22 protein-coding genes are annotated in these 22,234 nt (G+C 72.0%); 10 read left to right on the top strand and 12 right to left on the bottom strand.

The features are described 5' to 3' along the window. Positions 1 to 3 precede the first annotated feature (3 nt). Together ACRAKI_RS02770 and ACRAKI_RS02765 are read right to left on the bottom strand one after the other, a co-directional pair. The gene (locus ACRAKI_RS02770) at positions 4 to 1,200 is read right to left on the bottom strand and encodes an amidohydrolase (RefSeq protein WP_447005476.1); all 1,197 of its coding nucleotides are present in this window, start codon (positions 1,198 to 1,200) and stop codon (positions 4 to 6) included. Then, the gene (locus tag ACRAKI_RS02765; RefSeq protein ID WP_447005475.1) at positions 1,190 to 2,851 is read right to left on the bottom strand and encodes an FAD-binding oxidoreductase; all 1,662 of its coding nucleotides are present in this window, start codon (positions 2,849 to 2,851) and stop codon (positions 1,190 to 1,192) included. The genes ACRAKI_RS02770 and ACRAKI_RS02765 overlap by 11 nt, the downstream gene beginning before the upstream one ends. Before the next feature lie 16 nt (positions 2,852 to 2,867). Between ACRAKI_RS02765 and ACRAKI_RS02760 the strand changes: the two genes are divergently transcribed. Together ACRAKI_RS02760 and ACRAKI_RS02755 are read left to right on the top strand one after the other, a co-directional pair. Further along, a complete protein-coding gene (locus ACRAKI_RS02760) occupies positions 2,868 to 3,434 on the top strand; it encodes a TetR/AcrR family transcriptional regulator (RefSeq protein ID WP_447005474.1) in 567 nt (188 codons plus the stop codon). Beyond that, positions 3,431 to 4,891, top strand: coding sequence for a glycerol-3-phosphate dehydrogenase/oxidase (locus tag ACRAKI_RS02755; RefSeq protein ID WP_447005473.1), 1,461 nt, complete (start codon positions 3,431 to 3,433; stop codon positions 4,889 to 4,891). Before ACRAKI_RS02760 ends, ACRAKI_RS02755 begins: the two co-directional genes overlap by 4 nt. Positions 4,892 to 4,948: 57 nt before the next feature. On the opposite strand, the gene ACRAKI_RS02750 is transcribed toward ACRAKI_RS02755, so the two are convergent. Genes ACRAKI_RS02750 through ACRAKI_RS02740 form a run of 3 tightly spaced genes read right to left on the bottom strand, consistent with a single transcriptional unit; the run spans position 4,949 to position 7,373 of the window. Beyond that, positions 4,949 to 6,607: a WXG100 family type VII secretion target gene (locus tag ACRAKI_RS02750; RefSeq protein WP_447005472.1), complete on the bottom strand. Its 1,659-nt coding sequence runs from the start codon at positions 6,605 to 6,607 to the stop codon at positions 4,949 to 4,951. Beyond that, the gene (locus ACRAKI_RS02745) at positions 6,604 to 6,918 is read right to left on the bottom strand and encodes a type VII secretion target (RefSeq protein WP_447005471.1); all 315 of its coding nucleotides are present in this window, start codon (positions 6,916 to 6,918) and stop codon (positions 6,604 to 6,606) included. Before ACRAKI_RS02745 ends, ACRAKI_RS02750 begins: the two co-directional genes overlap by 4 nt. 11 nt (positions 6,919 to 6,929) lie before the next feature. Further along, positions 6,930 to 7,373 carry a YbaB/EbfC family nucleoid-associated protein gene (locus ACRAKI_RS02740; protein WP_447005470.1) on the bottom strand — a complete coding sequence of 148 codons (444 nt, stop codon included), beginning with the start codon at positions 7,371 to 7,373 and terminating at the stop codon, positions 6,930 to 6,932. A gap of 193 nt (positions 7,374 to 7,566) precedes the next feature. Here ACRAKI_RS02740 and ACRAKI_RS02735 point away from each other — a divergent pair, with 193 nt between their 5' ends. From ACRAKI_RS02735 to ACRAKI_RS02725, 3 genes are read left to right on the top strand one after another with little or no spacing between them, the layout of a single operon-like run. Next, a complete protein-coding gene (locus ACRAKI_RS02735) occupies positions 7,567 to 7,824 on the top strand; it encodes a helix-turn-helix transcriptional regulator (RefSeq protein ID WP_447005469.1) in 258 nt (85 codons plus the stop codon). A gap of 58 nt (positions 7,825 to 7,882) precedes the next feature. Then, a complete protein-coding gene (locus tag ACRAKI_RS02730) occupies positions 7,883 to 8,794 on the top strand; it encodes an ABC transporter ATP-binding protein (protein ID WP_447005468.1) in 912 nt (303 codons plus the stop codon). Next, positions 8,791 to 9,978 (top strand): ABC transporter permease, encoded by a 1,188-nt coding sequence (locus tag ACRAKI_RS02725; protein WP_447005467.1) that lies wholly within the window; start codon positions 8,791 to 8,793, stop codon positions 9,976 to 9,978. Before ACRAKI_RS02730 ends, ACRAKI_RS02725 begins: the two co-directional genes overlap by 4 nt. Before the next feature lie 58 nt (positions 9,979 to 10,036). On the opposite strand, the gene ACRAKI_RS02720 is transcribed toward ACRAKI_RS02725, so the two are convergent. The 4 genes from ACRAKI_RS02720 to ACRAKI_RS02705 form a co-directional block, all read right to left on the bottom strand. Then, positions 10,037 to 11,353 carry a cryptochrome/photolyase family protein gene (locus ACRAKI_RS02720; protein WP_447005466.1) on the bottom strand — a complete coding sequence of 439 codons (1,317 nt, stop codon included), beginning with the start codon at positions 11,351 to 11,353 and terminating at the stop codon, positions 10,037 to 10,039. 92 nt (positions 11,354 to 11,445) lie between these two features. Continuing rightward, entirely contained in the window at positions 11,446 to 12,756 is a 1,311-nt protein-coding gene (locus ACRAKI_RS02715) for a citrate synthase (protein WP_447005465.1), read from the bottom strand. Between the two features lie 271 nt (positions 12,757 to 13,027). Then, on the bottom strand, positions 13,028 to 13,966 hold the full coding sequence (locus ACRAKI_RS02710) for a carbohydrate kinase family protein (protein WP_447005464.1): 939 nt from the start codon (positions 13,964 to 13,966) through the stop codon (positions 13,028 to 13,030). Then, entirely contained in the window at positions 13,963 to 14,559 is a 597-nt protein-coding gene (locus ACRAKI_RS02705; protein WP_447005463.1) for a TetR/AcrR family transcriptional regulator, read from the bottom strand. Before ACRAKI_RS02705 ends, ACRAKI_RS02710 begins: the two co-directional genes overlap by 4 nt. A 105-nt stretch (positions 14,560 to 14,664) precedes the next feature. Here ACRAKI_RS02705 and ACRAKI_RS02700 point away from each other — a divergent pair, with 105 nt between their 5' ends. Then, entirely contained in the window at positions 14,665 to 15,807 is a 1,143-nt protein-coding gene (locus ACRAKI_RS02700) for an acyl-CoA dehydrogenase family protein (RefSeq protein WP_447005462.1), read from the top strand. A 32-nt stretch (positions 15,808 to 15,839) separates the two neighbouring features. Here ACRAKI_RS02700 and ACRAKI_RS02695 read toward each other — a convergent pair whose 3' ends face one another. Then, positions 15,840 to 17,039, bottom strand: coding sequence for an amidohydrolase (locus ACRAKI_RS02695; RefSeq protein ID WP_447005461.1), 1,200 nt, complete (start codon positions 17,037 to 17,039; stop codon positions 15,840 to 15,842). 19 nt (positions 17,040 to 17,058) lie between these two features. Beyond that, positions 17,059 to 17,931, bottom strand: coding sequence for an aldose 1-epimerase family protein (locus ACRAKI_RS02690; protein ID WP_447005460.1), 873 nt, complete (start codon positions 17,929 to 17,931; stop codon positions 17,059 to 17,061). Between the two features lie 56 nt (positions 17,932 to 17,987). On the opposite strand from ACRAKI_RS02690, the gene ACRAKI_RS02685 reads away from it, so the two are divergent. From ACRAKI_RS02685 to ACRAKI_RS02675, 3 genes are read left to right on the top strand one after another with little or no spacing between them, the layout of a single operon-like run. After that, positions 17,988 to 18,539: a TetR/AcrR family transcriptional regulator gene (locus ACRAKI_RS02685; RefSeq protein ID WP_447005459.1), complete on the top strand. Its 552-nt coding sequence runs from the start codon at positions 17,988 to 17,990 to the stop codon at positions 18,537 to 18,539. Between the two features lie 29 nt (positions 18,540 to 18,568). Continuing rightward, positions 18,569 to 18,751, top strand: a complete 183-nt coding sequence (locus ACRAKI_RS02680; protein ID WP_447005458.1) for a hypothetical protein — start codon at positions 18,569 to 18,571, stop codon at positions 18,749 to 18,751. A 52-nt stretch (positions 18,752 to 18,803) separates the two neighbouring features. Next, a complete protein-coding gene (locus tag ACRAKI_RS02675) occupies positions 18,804 to 19,100 on the top strand; it encodes a YiaA/YiaB family inner membrane protein (protein WP_447005457.1) in 297 nt (98 codons plus the stop codon). Between the two features lie 191 nt (positions 19,101 to 19,291). Here ACRAKI_RS02675 and ACRAKI_RS02670 read toward each other — a convergent pair whose 3' ends face one another. Then, a complete protein-coding gene (locus ACRAKI_RS02670; protein ID WP_447005456.1) occupies positions 19,292 to 20,662 on the bottom strand; it encodes an APC family permease in 1,371 nt (456 codons plus the stop codon). Between the two features lie 253 nt (positions 20,663 to 20,915). Between ACRAKI_RS02670 and ACRAKI_RS02665 the strand changes: the two genes are divergently transcribed. Then, positions 20,916 to 22,217: a cation:proton antiporter gene (locus ACRAKI_RS02665; RefSeq protein WP_447005455.1), complete on the top strand. Its 1,302-nt coding sequence runs from the start codon at positions 20,916 to 20,918 to the stop codon at positions 22,215 to 22,217. Positions 22,218 to 22,234: the final 17 nt, after the last annotated feature.

The following is a 22,234-nucleotide window of genomic DNA, read 5'->3' as shown; positions in this document are numbered from 1 at the left end:
GACTCAGACGATCTCGCCGTCGGCGGCCACGACCCGTCCCGCGTGCACGACCAGCGTGCGCGGGGCGCGGTCCATGACGGCGGCGGTCACCGTGTCGCCCGGCACCACGACCAGGTCGGCCGGCGAGCCCTCGGTGAGGCCCAGCGTCCGCCCCATCACGGCCGCCCCGCCCCTGGTGGCGATGTCCACGCACATCTCCACGTGGTCGTCGCGGCGGAACCCGTTGCGGTAGGCCAGCTGCCACACCCGGTCGAGCATGTCGCCGTCGCCGTACGGGGACCAGTAGTCGCGGATGCCGTCCTGCCCGAGCCCGAGCCGCACGCCCGCGCGCCGCAGTTCCCGCAGCGGCAACGGCTCCCGCACGCCCGGCGCCACCGTCGTGACCGCGATGTCGTGCGCCGCCAGCAGCTCCACCAGGTCCCGCTGCCGATCGCCGTCCACAGTGGACAGCGCGAACGCGTGGCTGACCGTCACCTGGCCCTGCATCCCGAGCGCCCGCACGCGCTCGCAGATCAGCTCCAGCTGGAACGCGCCGAGCGTCCCGCCGTCGTGCAGGTGCACGTCCACCCCGCGCTGGTGCTTCTCGGCCAACCCGAACACCACGTCCAGGTGCCGCACCGGGTCGCGGTCGTAGCCCGCCGGGTCGAGCCCGCCGACCAGGTCCGCGCCCGCCCGCAGCGCCGCCTCCAGCAGCTCGGCCGTGCCCTTCTCCCGCAGGATGCCGCACTGCGGGAACGCCACCACCTCGACGTGCGCCCGACCGCGGTGCTCCTCCCGCGCGGCCAGCACGCCTTCCAGCTTCTCCAGTCCCGAGTCGACGTCCACCTGGGCGTGGCTGCGGACGTGCGTGGCGCCGCCGGCGATCGTGCGGGCGAGCGTGTACGTGGCGCGCTGCGCGACGGACGACTCGGCGGACCGCCAGTTGCGCCGGTCGTTCTCGATCAGGTCGGCCAGCCCCGCGCCCGCGGTGTGCGGCCGGAACGGCAGGCCGAGCCGGGTGGAGTCCAGGTGGGCGTGGGCGTCCGTGAACGCGGGCAGCAGCACGCCGCCCCGGCCGTCGACCACCGGCACGGCAGGTGGCGGGTCGAGGTCCGGGGCGAACGCCGCGACGTGCCCGCCCTCGCAGAGCACGTCGACCACGGGTGCGCCCGGGAGGTTCGGCCACGGCCGCACGGAACGGATCAGCAGGTCACCGGTCACCAGGCGACGCTAGCCCCGCCGGATTGAAGTCGCCAGCGATGAGCTTGCCGGGATTGAGCACCCCGGTGGGGTCGAGCGTCCGCTTGACGGACGCCAGCACCTCCAGCCCCAACCCGCCGATCTCCGCTTCGAGGTACGGCGCGTGGTCGGCGCCCACCGCGTGGTGGTGGCTGATCGTGCCCAGGCCCGCGATGGCCTCGCTGGCGGCGGCCTTCGCGACCTGCCACTGCCCGATCGGGTCGGCCGCGTCGCGTGCCGCCAGGGCGGTGAAGTACAGCGACGCGCCGGTCTCGTAGGCGTGCGAGATGTGGCACATGACCACGCACTCGCCCAGCGCGTCGACCAGCGCCTCGCGCACGGCGGTGCGCAGCCCGGAGACCTTCGACCAGTGCGTGGCCGTCTCCAACGTCTCGACGCACACGCCGATCCCCATCAGCGCGTCCCGCTGGCGCGGCCCGTTGAACCGGCCGTGCCGCCACTTCTCGCCGAGCACCGCACCGAGGGACACCGCCTTCATCCCGCGCACCGTCTCCGCCCGCCTGCGCTTGACCTCGCCCTTCGTGGCGCCGTGCCAGCCGAGGATCAGCAAGCAGGGCTGACGGACTCCGCGCGCCCTCAGGTACGCCTTGAGCGCGTCGGTCTTCCACCCGCCGGCCAGCGCCAGCGACACCTCGGTCTCGTCCACGTCGGACAGCCGCGTCACGTCGGCCAGCACCCGCCGCTGCGCCAGCTCCCGGACCACCGCCGAGCCGCGCGCCCAGCCGTCGACCACGAAGCCCTCGTACCGCTCGACCTCCGGCCGCGGTCGCACCCGGAGCGTCACCTCGGTGATCACGCCGAACGCGCCCTCGCTGCCCACCACCAGCTGCTTCAGGTCCGGCCCGGCGGCGGACGCGGGCGCGCGGCCCAGCCGCCACTCGCCGACCGGGGTCGCCAGCCGCAGGCCCTCCACCATGTCCTCGAACCGGCCGTAGCCGGAGGAGGCCTGACCGGCCGACCTGGTCGCGGCGAACCCGCCGACGGTGGCGCGCTCGTAGGACTGCGGGACGTGCCCGATCGTCAGCCCGTGCGCGGCGAGCAGCTCGTCGGCCCGCGGCGCGGGCAGACCGGCCTGGAGCACGGCCAGGCGTGACACCGGGTCGACCGAGACCAGCTCGTCCAGCCGGTTGAGGTCCAGCGCGATCACCGCCGCCTTGTCGCCGCGCAACGCGGTCACCCCGCCGACGACGGACGTGCCGCCGCCGAACGGCACCACGGCCACGTCGTGCTCGACGCACACCTCCAGCACTCCGGTGACCTGCTCGGGCGACGCGGGCAGCACCACCGCGTCCGGCACCGCGAGGTCACCCGCGCCACGCTGCCTCAACAGGTCCACGTAGGACAGGCCGCCCGCGCGCCCGAGCCGCGAGTCGCGGTCCACCCGGACGTAGCCCGGCCCGACGACGGCGTCCAGGGCCGCGTGCGCGGCCCCCGACAACGCGGACTCCCCGCTGCCCGCCGTGCGTGCTCCCACCCGGTCATCCGCCCGGTCATCCGCTCGGGCGTCCACGAGTCCGATACGCGCACGCAGCCACTTCAGCGCGTGCGGCGGGATCGAGCCCGTGGTCGTTGTCCAACTGCCCCGGAGGGTGTGGTCGATGCGCTCGGTCACCGCTACAGTGTGACACATGACGTCTCAACGTCACAGTGATGACGCGCTCCTCGACGCCGCCCGCGACTGCGTGGTCGAAGTCGGGGTCCGCCGCACCACGCTGACGGACATCGCCAAACGCGCCGGCGTGAGCCGGATGACCCTCTACCGCCGGTTCCCGGACGTCGGCACCCTGGTCAGGGCCTTGATGACCAGGGAGTTCACCGCGCTCCTGGGTCGCATCACGCCGAGCGGCGACAACGCCAGGCAGCGGCTCGTGGCGCAGGCCATCACGGGCATCCGACTGCTCGCCGCCGACCCGTTGATGCGGCGCGTGCTCGACCTGGACGCCGAGCTGATGCTGCCGTACCTGGTGCAGCGGCTGGGCAGCACGCAGCGGCTGGTCGAGACCTTCCTGGTGGCGCAGATCGAGGCGGGCCACGCGGACGGCTCCATCCGCGCCGGTTCCGCCGCCGCCCAGGCCCGCCTGGTCCTGCTCACCACGCAGTCGCTGGTCCTGTCGATCCGACCCGCCACCACCGACCTCGACTTCGACGAGCTCCTCACCGAACTCGCCGCCTACCTGAACGCGGCCCTCTCATGACCACCTCGCCGACCACCTCGCCGAACACCTCGCTGAACGCCTCCCGCCGCCGCGCCGACCTGGACCACCTGGCCTCCTCCGAAGTGGACCTGCTGGTCGTCGGCGGTGGCGTGACGGGCGCCGGCGCGGCCCTGGACGCCGCATCGCGCGGCCTGTCCGTCTGCCTGGTGGAGGCCCACGACCTGGCGTTCGGCACGTCGCGCTGGTCCAGCAAGCTCATCCACGGCGGCCTGCGCTACCTCGCCAAGGGCGAGATCGGGCTGGCGTACGAGAGCGCGGTGGAACGCGGCATCCTGATGACCCGCACCGCGCCGCACCTGGTCCGCGCGCTGCCGCAACTGATGCCCCTGCACGGCAGGCAGCACGACCTGGTCGTCACCGCCGGCCTGCGCGCCGGCGACGTGCTGCGCCGCATGGCCCGCACCCCGTCCCGCGTCCTGCCCGGTCCGCGGCACGTGTCCGCCGTCGAGTCGCTGGCCCTGGCCCCCGGCCTGCGCCGGGGCGACCTGAGCGGCGGCCTGCTGAGCTTCGACGGCCAGGTGATCGACGACGTCCGACTGGTCGTGGCACTGGCCCGCACCGCCGCCGGACTGGGCGCGCGCATCATCACCCGCGCCCGCGCCACGTCCCTGACCGGCGACGGCGCGCACGTCGTGGACGGCCTGACCGGCGCTTCCCTGCACATCAAGGCGCGGGCGGTGGTGAACGCGACCGGCGTCTGGGCGGGTGATCTGGTGGACGTGAAGCTCCGCCCGTCACGCGGCTCGCACCTCGTCGTGGCGGCGTCCACCGTGGGCCTGGCCAACACCGCGCTGACCGTCCGCGTGCCCGGCACCTTCAGCCGCTTCGCCCTGCTGCTGCCCCAGCGGGACGGCCGCGTCTACATAGGACTGACGGACGAACCTGTGGACGGCCCGATCCCGGACGTGCCGACCGTGCCGCAGTCCGATGTGGACTTCCTGCTGTCGGTCGCGTCCACGGTCCTGGAACGCCCGCTCACCCAGGCCGACGTCCTGGGCTCGTTCGCCGGCCTGCGACCACTCCTGGACAGCGGCGACGGGCCCAGCGCCGACCTCTCCCGCCGCCACGCCGTGCTCACCCGGGACCGCGTCACCACCATCGTCGGCGGCAAGCTCACCACCTACCGCCGCATGGCCGCCGACGCGGTGGACGCCACCGCCCTGACCGCGGTCCGCTCCCGCACCGACCGCCTGCCGCTGATCGGCGCGGGCCTGGCCACCGGTCCGGAACACCTGGTGGCCCGGTACGGCACCGAGGCGGCGGAGGTGGCCGAGATCGGCGAGGTCGCCTGGGCCGTCCGCCACGAGGGCGCCCTGGACGCCGACGACGTCCTGGACCGCCGCACCCGCGTCGGCCTGGTCGCCGCCGACCGCGCCGAAGCCGAAGCGGCTGTGAGCCGCCAGGTGGCCGAACACCTGGCCGCCCTGCCCACCTGACCCGCTCGACGAAGAAGGGGGGACCTCCGGTGTGGAGGTCCCCCCTTCGCGTTCAGGTCACTCGCCGATGATCGGCTTCGCCGCCTTCGGCGGCTCCTCGATCAGGGGCTCGCCCTCGAGCCGCACCTTGCGCTGGTGGTCCTTGCCGTCGCCACCCTGGCCGGGAGCGCCCATCATCGGCGCGCCCATCATGCCCATGCCGCCGGCGCCACCGGGACGGCCACCGCCGCCGGCAGGCGCACCCGCGCCCGCGCCACCGGCAGGACCGGCCGCGGCGCCGAGCACACCGGACCCGCCGCCGGCCTGGAGGGTCGACCCGGCACCGGCGCCGCCGCCACCGGAAGCACCGCCACCCGCGAAGCCACCGCCACCGCCACCACCACCCGCGAAGCCACCGCCACCACCACCGGCGAAGCCGCCACCGCCACCGGACCCACCACCGGGCATCGGCGGCAGGTCACCCATCGGGCGCACCGGCGGCACGGTCGGGGGCACGCCCGGAACGGTCGGCGCGCCGCCACCGGTCGCGTAAGTCGTCCCGCCCACGACGGGCGGCGTCGACACACGGCCGCCGGTCGAACCACCGTCCGGCACCCAGCGACCCGGCTCCCAGCGGCCACCGCCACCAGAACCACCGGAGCCGCCCGACCCTCCGCCGACCGTCGGCGGACGGCTGACCACCGGCCCGCTCGGACCACCGGCGTAGTAGCGGGGCTCGTCCGTGCCCGGCCCGTAACCCGCGCCCACCGTCGGCGGACGGCTCACCACGGGTCCACCCGTGCCGCCGCCGCCGGAACCGGACGGGTTCGTCGTGCCGGCCGGCAGCGTGGTGTAGCGCCGGTTCGCGTCGCGGTCCATGTCGGCCAACTGCTCTTCCGTCAGCCCGACACCGCCCCGCGTCAACCTCGGCCCCGCCCCGCCGCCGCCGGACCCGCCCTTGTTGGACGACGTCATCGCGGTGATCGCCTGCAGGATCTGCTTGGCGGTCTGGGCGATCTGCGCGACCGACTTGATCAGGTCGATCAGCTTCTTGAGCGAGTTGCCGAGCTTCTGCAGGAAGTCCGCGAGCTTCTTGGCGTAGTCGCACGCCATCCGCACGATGTCCGCGATGGCCGCCCCGATGGCCGCGCCGAACGTCAGGAACGACGCCGAGAGCCACTGGATGATCTTCATGACCATGTCCGACACGGCCTGGCTGATCAGGTCCATGATCTTCTTGCGGACGGTCGCCACCAGCTCGCCCGCGCCCTTGGCCGCGCGCGAGATGCCCTGCGACGCCTTGGCCAGCGTCTCCAGCCCGGACGCGTGCTTCGCGCTCGCCGCCCGGTAGCCGTCGGCCGATCGGCCGTGCCAGGTCCGGGTCTCCTCCACCGACGTGCGCCGGTAGTCGGCGACGATGCCCTCGATCTGCTTGGCCGCGGACGACCAGCTGTCGGACATCTTCCGGATCGCCTGCGGGCTGCCGAGCAGCGCGTCGAACGGCTCCCGCAGGAAGTCGACGTGCTGCATGGCCCAGCTGAACCCGGCGGACAGGAAGCCCGACAGCGGGTTGCTCGCCATGCCGACGATGCCCATGGCGGTGTTCGCCATGCCCAGCCCGGCCTGCACCCAGTCGCCCCGCTCGACCGCCGCGACGGTGCCCCGCACGTCGCCGATCAGGTGCGCCGGGTCGCGGCCCTGCCCGGCGGCGTTCCCGGTGGTGGCTTGAGCGTTCATCCGCGTGCCCTTCCGGTGAAGCCGAACGCGTTGTCGAGGTCGACGTTCTCGTAGAGGTCGGCGACCTCGCGCAGCCCCTGGCACATGTCGGCGACGGTCTCCGTGGCCTGGCCCAGGATGTCCTGGGACGACCCGGCGGCCTTGAGCAGGAACTCGGCCAGGAACGAGCCGAACACGCCGAACGCGTCGGTCGACAGCGACGGGTCGGCGGTGTTCGTGGCCGCGAGCATCCGCTGCGTCAGCTGGTCGACCGTGCCTGCGTGCGCCCGGACCTCCGCCGGGTTCACGTTGAACGAGTCGAACATGGTCATCTACCCCCTGCTCAGGCCATGACTTCGGGTGGGTTGGTGAAGTAGTCGTCGTCGGGCCTGGTGTCTCGACGCTGGATCTCCGGCTGCGGTTCCACCGCGTCCGCCTCGTCACCCGAATAGCCGTTCGGCATCGTGGACTTCACGAAGTCCAGCGCCGGGCTGTCGCCGACGAACTCCGTCATGATCTCGACGACCTTGCCGGCGGCGGCGCGCTGGGCCTGCGCCACCGCGGTCATGATCGCGGCCGAGATCCGCTCCGGGTCCTCACCGCGCAGCTGTGGCCGCAGGACCAGGTCGGTCAACGCGCCCGAGGCGTTGACGCCGACCGTGATCAGGCCGTCCGGCGACGTGGCGCTGCCGCCGACACCACCGAGCTGCGACTCGGCCTGGGCGGCGTTCCGCTTGGCCTGCTCGATCTTCTCTCCGTATTGCGCGAGCCACTGGTCCGGCTCCATGTTCACCCCTCACGGCAACGGGGCTTGCGGCCCTACTGCGCATCCGACCCGTCGACAGTCGATTCGGTTCCCGGCGACGTATCGTTTCACCGAAACGTGATTTCCGGGCCCGCAACCAGCGGTTACCGCCATCCGGCCTATTCTGTGAATTGTTTACTTGCCGATCTGTTGGGTTTTCGCAACACTTCGTAGCATGAGTCCGGTGCGCCGGGGTTCCGGGCAGCCCATCCACAACAGGATCGGGGTGCTCCGGGTCGAGCGGGGTATGACGAGGGCGGCACTGGCCGAGGCGGTGGAGGTGAACCCGCAGACGATCGGCGCGTTGGAGCGGGGCGACCACTACCCGAGCCTCGACCTGGCGCTGCGGATCTGCGCCGTGTTCGGCCTGCCGGTCGAGGCGGTGTTCAGCCGGGCGCCGTTCCAACCGCTGTCCACCCAGGTTTACCGCTAGGCCCGGGTCTGCCGCCGTGCACGCCGGGAACCGCTGGTCGCGTCAGGAGGAGAACACCGTGGCACAGGGTGTGCTGGAGATCGACCGGGTCTCCAAGCGCTACGGGGAGGTCGTCGCGCTGGACGGGATGACCTTCGACGTGCGGCCGGGCGAGCTGTTCGGGTTCGTCGGCAGCAACGGCGCGGGCAAGACGACCGCGATGCGCATCGCGCTGGGCGTCCTCGCCGCCGACTCGGGCGAGGTCCGCTGGAACGGCGCGCCGATCACGTTCGAGACCCGCCGCCGGATCGGCTACATGCCCGAGGAACGCGGGCTCTACCCGAAGATGAAGGCGCACGACCAGTTGGTCTACCTGGCGGAGCTGCACGGCCTGTCCACCAACGCCGCGCACCGCTCGGCCGACAACTGGCTCGCCCGCCTCGGCCTGCGCGACCGCGCGCACGACGAGGTGCAGAAGCTCAGCCTCGGCAACCAGCAGCGCGTGCAGCTGGCGGCGGCACTGGTGCACGAGCCGGACGTGCTGGTGCTGGACGAGCCGTTCTCCGGCCTGGACCCGGTCGCCGTGGACGTGATGAGCCAGGTGCTGCGCGAGAAGGCCGCGAGCGGCGTGCCGGTGGTGTTCTCCAGCCACCAGCTGGACCTGGTGGAACGGCTGTGCGACCGGGTCGGCATCGTGCGCAGCGGCACGCTCGTCGCCTGCGGCCCGGTGGACGAGCTGCGCGCCGGCGGCCGGACGAAGCTGGTGGTGGACGCCCCGCGGGCGCCCCTCGGCTGGGCCGACCACCTGCCGGGCGTGCGATCCGCGCACACGTCGTCCGGCCGCACGGTCGTCGACCTGGCCCCGGACGCCGACGACCAGGTGGTGCTGCGCGCCGCCCTGGAGACGGGACCGGTGCACGAGTTCTCCCGGCAGCGGGCGTCGCTGACCGAGTTGTTCCGCAGCGTGGTGACCGAGGAGTCCGCGGCATGAGCAGCCTCACCCCCGGCCGGGCCGTGTTCCTGGTGGCACGCCGGGAGTTCCTCGGCAAGGTGCGCACGAAGTCGTTCCTGTGGGGCACCCTGGTGATCGTCGCCGTGATGGCGGGGTACGTGCTGCTGCAGGCCGTGCTGTTCGACGACGCGGGCCGCGACCGGGTCGCGCTGAGCGGCCAGGCCACCGTGCTGGCGGAGCCGCTGAAGCAGACCGCCCGGTCGTTCGGCCGCGAGGTGGAGACGGTCGACGCCCCCGATGCGGCGGCGGCCGAGGAACGGGTGCGGTCCGGCGAGCTGGACGCCCTGGTCACCGGCGCGCCGGACGCGCTGCGCGTGGTGGTGAAGGAGTCCCTGAGCGACGAGTTGCGCAACGCGATCGACCTGATCGTCAAGCAGCAGGTCCTCGACGCGCAGTTGGCCGAGGCCGGGCTGGACCCGGCGGTGGTGGCGCGGAACGTCGAACGCGCGGGCGTGGACGTGGTGGCGCTGGAGCCGGAGGACGACCGCAAGGGCCAGCGGCTGGCGATCGGCCTGGTGATCGCGGCGCTGCTGTACTACTCGCTGCTCGTCTACGGGACGATGGTCGCGCAGGGCGTGGTGGAGGAGAAGTCCAGCCGGGTGGTGGAGATCCTGCTGGCCACGCTGCGGCCGTGGCAGCTGCTGCTGGGCAAGGTCTTCGGGCTGGGCGCGGTGGGCCTGCTGCAACTCCTGCTGATCGGCGGCATCGGCCTGGTGCTGTCGTCGGTGTCGGGGGTGATCGACGTCGCGGGTGTGGCCGGCGGGGCGCTGGCCACCGGTCTGCTCTGGTACCTGCTCGGGTTCTTCCTGTACGCCACCATCTTCGCGGCGGCGGCGTCGCTGGTGTCGCGGCAGGAGGAGCTGCAGTCGGTGCTGACGCCGATCAGCATGTCGATCGTGGTGGCGTTCGTGCTCGGCATCAACCTGATGATCACCGACCCGACGGGCACCACCGTGACGGTGCTGTCGCTGCTGCCGCCGTTCGCGCCGATCCTGATGCCGGGGCGGATGGCGATGGGCGTCGCGCCGCCGTGGCAGGTGGTGCTGGCCATCGTCCTCGCGCTCGCCGCCGTCGCCGTGATCACGTGGCTGGCCGGCCGGGTCTACTCGAACGCCGTCCTGCGCACCGGCGCCCGCGTCCGGCTGCGCGACGCGCTGCGCTGACGGACCGAGCCGAGGCGCTGAGCTGACGGGCCGAGCTGACGGGCTTGGCTGACGGGCGCTAGTCCTTGACGGCCGCGTAGCGCGCGAGTGCTTCCCGGCGCTCGTGCGCGTGGTCCACGATCGGATCGCGCGGCCGGTGCACGGCCTTGCCGGGGATGCCGCGCAGTTCGGGGACATACTCGCGCACGTAGTCCCCGTTCGGGTCGAACTTCTCGCCTTGGGTGACGGGGTTGAAGACGCGGAAGTACGGCGCGGCGTCCGTGCCGGTGCCGGCGGCCCACTGCCAGCCGTGCTGGTTCGAGGCGAGGTCGCCGTCCACCAGGTGGCGCATGAAGTGCCGCGCGCCCCACCACCACGGCAGGTGCAGGTCCTTGACCAGGAAGCTCGCCACGACCATCCGGACGCGGTTGTGCATCCAGCCCTCGCGCAAGAGCTGGCGCATCCCCGCGTCCACGAACGGGTAGCCCGTCCGGCCCTGGCACCAGGCCTCGAACCGCTCGCGGTCGTCGTCCAGCCGCATGCGGTCGAACACGGGGTTGTAGTTGCGGCGCGCGGACTCCGGCCGGTGCCACAGGACGTCGGCGTAGAAGTCGCGCCACGCGAGTTCGGTGCGGAACGCCTCCGCGCCCGCGCCGCGTCCCAGGTCGGCGAGCAGCGTCCGGGGGTGCACCACGCCCCACTTCAGGAACGCGGAGAACCTGCTGGTGCCGTCGAGGTCCGGCCGGTCGCGGTGGGCGGCGTAGGAGGGCAGCTTCTCGTCCCGGAACGCCTCCCACAGCTCCCGCACGTCCGGGAGCGCCTCCCCCGCCGGCAGCCCGCGCCCGAACTCGGGTCGCACGCTGCCCGGTTGCATCACGTCCGGCGGCACGCTGTCCGGCCGCATCCAGTCCACAGTGGACGCGTCGGTGTCGGCGGGCGGACGCCGACCGTGGTCCAGCCAGGCCGTGTAGAACGGCGTGAACACCCGGTACGGAGTCCCGTCCGGCTTGGTGACCCGGCCCGGCGTCACCGCGTACGGAGACCCGACCCGCACCAGCTCGACCCGCTCCGCCACCGCCGCGTCGCGCACCCTCCCGTACGGACCGGCGTCCGCCGAGACGTGCACGGAGGACGCCCCGACCGCCGCGGCGACCCGGGGCACGACCTCCACCGGATCGCCCCCGACCACGACGAGCCGCCCGCCCAGCTCCCGGTCCAGCGACCGCAGGCACCGGTGCAGGAACTCGGTCCGAGGTCGACCCGAAACCCGCAGCAGCACCGGGTCGAGCACGAACAGCGCCAGCGCCCGGGACGCCCGCCCGGCCGCGGCCAGGATCGCCGGGTGGTCGTGGGTCCGCAGGTCACGCCGGAACCACACCACGGTCGAGGAGTCCACGGACCGACCCTAGGAGCGCCACCGGGACCACGCACGACGGAAAGGCCCGCACCGAGGGGTGCGGGCCTTCGCGAAGGTAGGTGGAACGGGGGTCAGCGCTGGTCGAGCGGCACGAAGTCGCGCTCCGCCGCGCCGACGTAGACCTGCCGCGGGCGGCCGATCTTGGTCGCCGGGTCCTGGATCATCTCGCGCCAGTGCGCGATCCAGCCGGGCAGCCGGCCGAGCGCGAACAGCACGGTGAAGAACTTCGTCGGGAAGCCCATCGCCCGGTAGATCAGACCGGTGTAGAAGTCGACGTTCGGGTACAGCTTCCGCTCGACGAAGTAGTCGTCGGCGAGCGCCGTCTCCTCCAGCTTCTTCGCGATGTCCAGCAGCTCGTCCGAGGCGCCGAGCTTGCCCAGGATCTCGTCCGCCGTCGTCTTGATGATCGCGGCACGCGGGTCGTAGTTCTTGTAGACCCGGTGGCCGAAGCCCATCAGGCGGACGCCGTCCTCCTTGTTCTTGACCTTGTTCACGAACGCGGTGACGTCACCGCCGTCGCGCCGGATCTTCTCCAGCATCTCCAGCACCGCGGAGTTCGCGCCGCCGTGCAGCGGGCCGAACAGCGCGTTGATGCCGGCCGAGATGGACGCGAACAGGTTCGCCTCGGACGACCCGACCAGCCGCACGGTCGACGTGGAGCAGTTCTGCTCGTGGTCGGCGTGCAGCACGAACAGCAGGTCGAGCGCCTTCACCAGGTCGGGGTCGACGTCGTACGGCTCGGCCGGGAAGCCGAACGTCATGCGCAGGAAGTTGTCCACCAGACCCAGGGAGTTGTCCGGGTACAGGAACGGCTGGCCCACGGACTTCTTGTAGGCGTACGCCGCGATGGTGGGCACCTTGGCCAGCAGGCGGATCGTGGAGATCTCCACCTGGTTGGCGTCGAACGGGCTCAGGCTGTCCTGGTAGAACGTCGACAGCGCGGAGACCGCCGAGGACAGCACGGGCATGGGGTGGGCGTCGCGCGGGAAGCCGTCGAAGAACCGTTTCAGGTCCTCGTGCAGCAGCGTGTGCCGGTTGATCTTGGAGGAGAACTCCTCCAGCTGGGCCTGGGTCGGCAGCTCACCGTAGATCAGCAGGTAGCTGACCTCGAGGAAGTTCGACTTCTGGGCGAGCTGCTCGATCGGGTAGCCGCGGTAGCGCAGGATTCCCGCGTCACCGTCGATGTAGGTGATCTCGGAGGAGCAGGACGCGGTGTTGACGAACCCGCTGTCCAGGGTGACCAAGCCGGTGGTGGCCAGCAGCTTGCCGAGATCGACACCGGGCGCACCTTCGGTGGCCGGTACTACCTTCATCTCGTGCTCTCCGCCCGGATGGCGCAGCGCGACGGTGGTGTCGTTCGGCGCAGTCGTCGCGTCGGGCATGCAGAGTCCCTCTCACGCTAGAACGAGGCGGCAAGTGCGGGTCTCGCACGCCTGCGCGCGCGAGCGTCAGACCGCCTCGCGCCGCAGCACCACCCCGTTGGGGTCCTGTCAGTTCTCCCACGCTAGTCAGCGGACGACCCGCCACACAGCCGCGGTGTGAACCGATTCTGCGAGATGGGACCGGCATCACATCCGGATGCATGGGTGGCTAGCGTGCGTCCGACCACCGTAGCCCTTTCGGGCTGTTCATCCACCTCGCGCGAGGTGAGAGCTAGGTCATCTCGAGCTCGCGTTTGAAGGGGGGCTCCGCGCCCGCCCTGGAGCACGTGACGGCCGCCGCGGCGCCCGCGTAGGCCAGCGCCTCGCGCCACTTCCCGGCGTCCAGACCTCGGACGGCGTCGACGGAGAGGGCGTCGTGGCCGTGCAGCCAGGCCAGCAGGGCGCCCTGCACGGTGTCCCCCGCGCCGATGGTGTCGACCACGTCGACAGGCGTCGGTGGGACGCGAATCACGTCGCCGCCGGCGGTCAGCACGCCCAGCCCGTCACCACCGCGGGTGAGCACGACCGCGGCCGGCCCGGCGCCCTGCCAGTCCCGCACGACGTCCAGCACCTCGTCCTCGGACGCGTCCTCGGGCAGCTCGGCCAGCCACCGGGCGTCGTCCACGGACACCTTCAGCAAGCCCACGTGCGGCAGCCACGAGTCGTACCGGTCCCGGTAGGCCATCGGGTCGTGGATGAGGCCCGCACGGATGTTCGGGTCCAGCACGGTCAGCGCGCCGCGCTCGGCTTCCCGCCACAGCACCCGCTCGTACGTGCTCGCGCCCGGCTCCAGCACCATCGACAGCGTGCCGAACGAGACGGCCCGCGTGCCGGCGGGCAGCGGCCCCGGATCGGTGACCTGGCGGTCCGCCGTGCCCTCCACGTAGAACGAGTAGCGCGCCGACCCGTCGTCGGTCAGCCCGACCACCGCCAGCGTGGTGGGCTGGTCGCCGCGCTGCACGAGGTCGGTGCGCACGCCGGACGCGTGCAGCCGCTCGATCAGCCGGTCGCCGAACAGGTCGGACGACACCCGGGACAGGAAGCCCACCGGCGCTTCGAGCCGGCCGGCGGCCACCGCCACGTTGTACGGCCCGCCGCCGAGCCGGGGCGCCAGGTTCCCCTCGGGCGTGGGCACCAGGTCGACCAGCGCCTCACCAGCAACGACGATCACGTCTGGCTCCGTTCTCTCCGCAACCCGTCCAGCAGCAGTTCACCCAGCGCGGTGAACGCCTCGGCGTCCGACACCCCCGCGCGCCGGGGCAGCACACCGGTCTGGATGCTCTCGATGAGCAGACCGGCCATCTCGGCGATCAGCGTCGCATGCACGTCCCGGAAGACGCCGTCGCGGACGCCTTCCTGGATGAACTCGCGGATCCGCTCGGCCGCCGCACGCGCGTTGCGCTCGTAGGTGCGGCGCGTGGGGGCGAACGCGGACACGTCGGTGATGAACTGCGCCGACGCCCGCCTCAGCTCCTCCGCCGCGCCCGCCAGGTACGTGCCGACGCGGACCCGCACGTCGCCGACGCCGGCGACCCGCTGCTCGATCCGCTCGGCCGCACCCTTGAAGTACCGGCCGACGACGCGCACGGCGAGCTGTTCCTTGCTGGGCGCGAGCGCGTACAGCGTGGACTTCGAGCAGTGCAGGCGGGCGGCCAGACCGTCGAGCGTGAAGTGGGCGAACCCCTCGGCGAGCACCAGCGCCTCAAGCCGGCCGAGCAGCTCCACCTGCCGTGGCGTCAGCGGCCGGTGCGCGGTCGAGGTCATAGTCCACAACTCTGTCACAGCGCCTGGCACCAGTACTGTGGTACGTCCTACAGTACTGGTGCCAGTACTTCGAAGAAGCGGCCACAAGCCGTACGGAGGTCGACGATGCCCGCCGAGCGCCTGCTCCCCACCACCGAGGCCGAGGACCTGCTCGCGCTGGTCCGCGAGATCGCCCGCGACGAACTCGCGCCGCACGCCGCCGAGGCCGAGGAGCACGAGGTCTTCCCGCGCGAGAAGTTCCGGCTGCTGGGCAAGGTGGGCCTGCTCGGGCTGCCGTACCCGGAGCGGTTCGGGGGCGCCGAGCAGCCGTACGAGGTGTACCTCCAGGCGTTGGAGGAAGTGGCGTCGGCGTGGATGTCGGTCGCCGTCGGGCTGTCCGTGCACGTCATGTCCAGCTACGCGCTGGCGACGTTCGGCACGGAGGAGCAGCGGACGCGCTGGCTGCCGGACGTCGTCGCGGGAGACCGCCTCGGCGGGTACGCGCTGTCGGAGTCGCACGCCGGGTCGGACGCCGCCGCGCTGTCCACCCGGGCGGTCCGCGAGGGCGACCACTACACCGTCAACGGCACCAAGGCGTGGATCACGCACGCGGGCGTGGCGGACTTCTACACGTTGATGGCCCGCACGTCGGACGACGGCGGCAAGGGCATCAGCTGCTTCTTCGCACCCGGCCACGTCGACGGCCTGACGGCGGCGAAGCCGGAGCGCAAGATGGGCCTCACCGGCTCGATCACCGCGCAGCTGCAGTTCGACGAGGTGCGGGTGGACGCCGACCGCCTGATCGGCGCGGAAGGCGACGGCCTGAAGATCGCGCTGTCCGCGCTGGACTCCGGCCGGCTCGGCATCGCCGCGTGCGCTGTAGGCCTCGCCCAAGCCGCCCTGGACGAGGCGGTCGCGTACGCGAAGCAACGCACCCAGTTCGGCCGCGCGATCATCGACTTCCAGGGCCTCGAATTCCTGCTCGCGGACATGGCCGCCGCCGTCGGCTCCGCCCGCGCCACGTACCTCGACGCCGCCCGCCGCCGCGATCGCGGCCTCCCGTTCCACCGCCAGGCCGCGATCGCGAAGCTGGTCTGCACCGACACCGCGATGAAGGTGACCACCGACGCCGTCCAGGTGCTCGGCGGCGCCGGCTACACGCGCGACTTCCCGGTGGAGCGCTACATGCGGGAGGCCAAGGTGCTCCAGATCTTCGAGGGCACCAACCAGATCCAGCGCGTGGTGATCGCCCGGGACCTCCGCCGCTGACCCCCGTGAGCCCTACGTCCGGAACGCAGGGCTCACGGTTGGGGTTCGGCGTAGAAGGGGTTGGCGACGATCTCCTCGCCGTCCTCGAACCGGTACACCTCGCGGCCTTCCACGAACACCTTCAGCGCCCGGCTCATCACGTCCAACGGGTCGCCGGACCAGATCACCACGTCACCGTCCAGCCCCGGCCGCAGCGAGCCGACCCGGTCGTCCAGCCCCATGATGGCGGCCGGGTTGGTGGTGATCGACTCCAACCCCGTGGTGGGGTCCAGCCCTTCCTTCACCGCCAGCGTCACCTGGTGCACCAGGAAGTGGATCGGCACCACGGGGTGGTCCGTGGTGATCGCGATCCGCACGCCCGCCCGCGCCAGGATGCCGGGGTTGCGCAACGACCGCTGCCGCACCTCGACCTTCGACCGGCTGGTGAACAGCGGCCCGATGATCACCGGGATGTCGCGCTCCGCCAACAGGTCCGCGATCAGGTGACCCTCGGTACCGTGGTTGACGATGAGCCGGTAGCCGAACTCCTCCGCCAGCCGCAGCGCCGTCGCGATGTCGTCCGCGCGGTGGCAGTGCTGGCACCACGGCAGCTCACCGGACAGCACCCGGGCCAGCACCTCGGACGTGGTGTTCCGCTCGAACGGCCCGTCCGCCGCGTCCCGCTTCGCCACGTAGTCCTGCGCCTTGACGAACGCGTCCCGGATCACCGCGGCCACGCCCTGGCGGGTGGACGGCAGCTTCTTCTGCTCCCCGTACACCCGCTTCGGGTTCTCGCCCAGCGCGCTCTTCACGCTGACCGGGTTGCGCACCAGCATCTCGTCCGCCGTGCGCCCCCAGCACTTCACGGCCACGGTCTGGCCGCCGATCACGTTGCCCGACCCCGGCTTGACCACCGCGGTCGTGACGCCGCCGGCCAGGGCGTCGGCGAAACCCTGGTCGGCGGCGTTGAGCCCGTCCAGGGCCCGCAGCCGGGCGCCGTTCGGGTCGGTCATCTCGTTGGTGTCCTGCCCGGCCCAGCCCTCGCCCTCCTCGAACACGCCGAGGTGGCCGTGGGCCTCCACGAAGCCGGGCAGCACCCAGCCACCCGCCGCGTCCACGACCGGGACGCCGTCCGGCACCTCGACGTCGGCGCCGACCGCGACGATCTTCCCGTCCCGGATCAGGACCGTGCCGCCGTCGATCGGCTCACCGGCCACCGGGACGACGTACCCACCCGTGATTGCGACGTTCATAGTTAGCGACGCTAACGGCCTAGGACAACGGGCGCAAACCCCAACGGCCGGCCCACGAATCGCCCGGCTCCAGCCACAGCAGGTCCACCCCGCTGTTCAACGCGTCCGGCGGGCACGTCATCGGCTCGATCGCCACCGCACGGCCCCGGCCGGGGAAGTTGTCCGGCGTGTAGACCTGCACCCACTTGAAGTCCGGGTCCGCCCACACCTCGACGCCGCCGGCCGGGCCCTTCAGCACGTGCCGCACGAGCCCGTCCACCGGCTCGCACCCGCCGAACGCGGTGTCCAGCTCCACGCCCTCCAGCAGCCGGGCCACCCGGAAGTCGTAGTCGCCCGACACCGGCTCGGCCGGGCCGTTCGGGATCATCGTGTCGGCGTCGACCGGCAGCACCGTCGTCGCGGCCAGGGACAGCGACGTCTCGTCGGTCAGCGAGGCGCCCGCCCTCGGGTACGGGTGGGTGCCGACGCCGAACGGCGTGCGCGCGTCACCGACGTTCGTGACGCCGTGCGAGACGCTGAGCCCGTTCTCGTCCAGCGCGTAGGTGATGGTCGTGCGCAGCGGCACCGGCCAGCCGAACCCGGCGACCGACGCCTCCAGCGACACCAGGCCGCCGGTGTGCTCCACCACGTCCCACACCACCCGGCGCACCAGGCCGTGGATGGCGTTGCCGCGGGCCGGCTCGGTCACTTCGAGCTGCTGCTCGACGCCGTCGAGCGTCCAGCGCCCGCCCGCCGTCCGGTTGGGCCACGGCACCAGCACCCCGCCGCTGCCCATGGGCGGTTCGTCGTCGTACGTCTCCACGTACGGCACGCCGCCGACCTCGTAGGACTTCAGTCCCGCACCCTCTGGTGCGATGACGGCGCGCGCCGCGCCGTGGGCGATCTCCAGCATGGAACAAGAGCGTATCCCCTCGACGTTCCCAGTAGACCGGTCTCTATAGTAAAACCATGCCAAGACGCACCGACACCCGGCAGCGCATGGTCCGCACCGCCGCCGAGCTCTTCCGGTCGCAGGGCTACCACGCGACCGGTTTGAACCAGGTCCTCGCCGAGGGCGGCACCCCCAAGGGGTCGCTGTACTTCCACTTCCCGGGCGGGAAGGAGGAGCTGGCGGTCGAGGCGATCTCGTTGGCGGGCAACGACCTCCGCGACGCGCTGGCCGCCGTGCTGGACGCCGAGCCCGACCCCGTGAAAGCCCTTGCCCAGGCGTTGGAACTCCTGGGCGAGGACCTGCTGGCATCGGGCTTCCGCAAGGGGTGCCCCATCGCCACGGTGGCGCTCGACGCGGCGGCGGACAGCGAGCCGATCCGGCTGGCCTGCGAGGAGGCCTACGAGTCGTGGCAGTCCGTCATCGCCGCCCGGGTGGGTGACGACGGCCTCGCCACGGTCGTGCTCGCCGCCATCGAGGGCGCGCTCCTGCTCGCCCGCACCCGACGTTCCCTCGCTCCCCTGCGCACCGTCGGCGCCCGCCTGGGCGTCCTCCTGGGAAGACCCGACTAGGGAAGGTCCACCACCTCAACCCCGGCACCATGCGCACGCTCGGCGGCAAGCTGGTCACCGGCGTGGGTTCCTGCTTCCGGCTGGACCTGGACCACCGCGGCGGTCTGCGCGACTTCCCGCGGACGCGGGTGCACCTGGCGGCGGAGGAGCTGTCGGCGGCGACCCGGCCGGGCAAGTCCGGCATTGGCGGCGTGATCCGAGTAGCGGCGTGATGTGAGTAGCGGTACTCATGACACCGGTCCGCTCAGACCGGATCCTTCGTCCATGACCTCGACCGCGAAGCCGCACTCCCCGACCACCACCGCCTTCTACGCGCAGGCGGTGGCGTCGTTCGCCACCTCGCTGATCGCCGTGGGGCTGGGCGTCGCCTACCTGCCGGTGAACGGCTGGGTGCGCGCGTTCCTGGCCTTGGGCCTGCTGTTCACCGTCACGTCCGCCTTCACCCTGGCCAAGTGCGTCCGGGACCGGCAGGAGGAGACGTACGTGGTGAGCCGGGTCGACCAGGCCAGGCTGGAGAAGCTGCTCGCCGAGCACGACCCGTACCGGGTGGAACCGGTGTGACCCCTGGTCGACCGCGGAACCTGCCGGGCGACCGGCACGGCTCCGACGCCGCCCCGCTGCTGGACCTGGTCGACGGCGATGCCGCCACCCCCGGGTCGGGGATGGCGACCACCAGGCCCAGCGGGACGAGGAGCGGCGCCGGGGACTCGTCGCCGTGCTCGCCCGACTCGACGACCGACCCGTTCAGCGGGTCACTTGGCCAGCTTCTCCGGGTCGAAGACCACCTTCCCGTGCACGATCCGGTTGATGCCCCACAGCACCACGCCGGCGGCGAGCAGGTAGAGGGCGATCTCGTAGTCGGCGGCCGGACGGCCCGACAGCGGGCTGGCCAGGTACGCGCAGGTGATCGCGCCCAGCACCGGCACCCACGTCGGCGCGCGGAAGTGCTTGTGGTCCGCCTTCTCCTTGCGCAGCACCAGGACAGCGATGTTGACGATGGTGAAGACGATCAGCAGCAGGAGCGCCGTGGTGCCGCCCAGCTTCGCGATGTCGGTGGTGGAGACGAGGATGATGGCGACGCCCGACGTGAAGATGATCGAGATCCACGGCGTGCGGCGGAACGGGTGCACGGTGCCGAAGACCTTCGGGATGATCCGCTCGTTCGACATGCCGTAGATCAGCCGGCTGGCCATCAGCATGTTGATCAGCGCCGAGTTGATGACCGCGAACAGGCCGATCAGCGAGAAGACCCACAGCGGGAAACCGGGCGCGCCCACCGTCACCACCCTCAGCAGCGCCGACGACCCGGCCTCGGCCAGTTCGTCGGCCGGGATGAGCAACGACGACGTGATGGCGACCAGCACGTAGATGACCGCCGCGATCACCATGCCCCACAGCATCGCGCGCGGGAAGATGCGGACCGGTTCGCGGGTCTCCTCGGCCATGTTCACCGAGTCCTCGAACCCGACCATCGCGAAGAACGCCAGCGCGGTGGCGGACGTGATGGCGACCAGCGCGTGCTGGTCGGGCGCCGGGTCGATCTGCGTCAACCGGCTCGGGTCGCCGTCGCCGGCCGCCACCGCGTACACGCCGATCGCGATGATGATCAGCAGGCCGGACAGCTCGATGCAGGTCAGCACGACGTTCGCCTTGACCGACTCCGAGACGCCCCGGAAGTTGATCAGGCCGAGGCCGATGATGAACAGGATCGCGACCAGCGTCGCGGACACCGTGAACGTGTCGGAGAAGAACTCCCTGATGACGGACTGGAGGTAGGTGCGCCCGAACGCGAGGGCGGCGGAGGACGCCGAGGTGATGCCCGAGCTCATCACCGCGAACGCCACCATGAAGGTGAGGAACTGGATCTTGAACGCGCGATTGGTGTAGAGGGCGGCGCCTGCCGCCCTCGGGTACTTGCCGACGAGTTCCAGGTAGCTGAACGCGGTCAGGAACGCCACCGCGAACGCGACCAGGAAGGGCAGCCACAGCGCGCCGCCGATCTTGCCCGCGACGTTGCCCGTGAGGGCGTAGATGCCGGTGCCGAGGATGTCACCGACCACGAAGAACAGCAGCAACTTGGGGCCGATGGCCCGCTTCAGTTCCGGTTGCGTCGCTTCCGCCATGCCGCCTGAGTGTGCCGGATCACAGTGGGCCCGGGTAGTCGGACCGCCGCTCTTCTGGGCAAGGCTTGAGGTTCGGGTTCGGGCTGCCGCCCGGGAGTCCGTTCCGGCCGGCGCCACCACCCGGGGGTGTTCTCGCAGTCGCTCCCGGCCGCGCCGGACCACCGAGGATTGGCGCCACCGAGCGGGGGTACCTGAGGAGGGCTCCCGGTCGAATCGGTGTTCGACCGCTGGCTGACCGAGAGGAGCCCTGCTGGTGGGTCCCACCGCCGTGGCCTACACCGGCATCGGTGTCGCGACCCTCCTGGCCGCGCTGCTGCCCCGCGTCATCAGTCGCGCGCCGATCTCGATGCCGATGATCTTCCTGGGCGCGGGCGCGGTCGCGTTCACCGTCGTGGACGCGCTGCCCGACCCCGATCCGACCGAGCACGGCACGCTCACGCTGCACCTCACCGAGCTGTGCGTGATCATCTCGCTGATGGGCGCGGGCCTCGCGCTGAACCGGCCGGTCGGCCTGCGCCGCTGGTCGACGACCTGGCGGCTGCTGGGCATCACGATGCCCGTGTCGATGCTGGCCGTCGGTCTGCTGGGGTGGGGCGCGCTGGGCCTGGGCCTGGCCTCCTCGCTGCTGCTCGCGGCCGTGCTGGCGCCCACCGACCCGGTGCTGGCCAGCGAGGTGCAGGTCGCCGAGCCCGCGGAGAACCCGGACGACCCCGGCGAGGGCGAGGACGAGGCGCGGTTCGCGCTGACGTCCGAGGCCGGGCTCAACGACGGGCTGGCGTTCCCGTTCACCTACGCCGCCGTGGCCGTCAGCATCGTCGGCGCGGCGCCGGACGCCTGGCTGCCGCAGTGGCTCGCCGTGGACCTGCTGTGGAGGCTGGCGTGCGGCACGCTCGTCGGCCTGCTCACCGGGTGGATGTTGCGCAAGCTGTTCTTCGCCGCACCGTCGCGGAAGCTCCGGCTGGCGGAGCACGCGGAGGGCTTCGTCGCGCTCGCCGCGACTTTCCTGGCCTACGGCCTCACGGAGCTGGCCGAGGGGTACGGCTTCATCGCCGTCTTCGTGTGCGCCTGCACGATCAGGGCGGGCGAGCGCTCCCACGGCTACCACCGCGTGCTGCACCAGTACGTCGAGCAGGTGGAGCGGATGCTCACGGTGCTGATCGTCTTCCTGCTCGGCGGTGCGGCGGTCACCGGCCTGCTGGCGGGCACCGGGTGGCGGGACGTGCTGGTGGCGCTGGCCATCCTGCTCGTGGTGCGGCCGGTGGCCGGCCTGATCGGGCTGGCCCGGGGCAAGACGGGCCCCCGTGAGCGGGCCGTCATCTCGTTCTTCGGGGTGCGGGGCGTCGGCTCGCTGTTCTACGTCGCCTACGGGTTGGAGCACGGGCAGTTCGCCGACCAGGACGCGATCTGGCGGGTGGTCGGCCTGGTCGTGATCGGCTCCATCGTCCTGCACGGCGTCACCGCGACACCGTCGATAAGGCTGCTGGACCGCTTGCGGTTGCGCTCGGCGCAGGACCGGCACGGCGATCCCGACCAAGCGCCCCAGACCCCGGTCTGACCTCGGCGCGGCAGGGC

This window comes from Saccharothrix isguenensis (assembly GCF_052936305.1).
The sequence above is the reverse complement of the archived record's forward strand: the minus strand, read 5'-3'. Positions and strand labels throughout refer to the sequence as shown.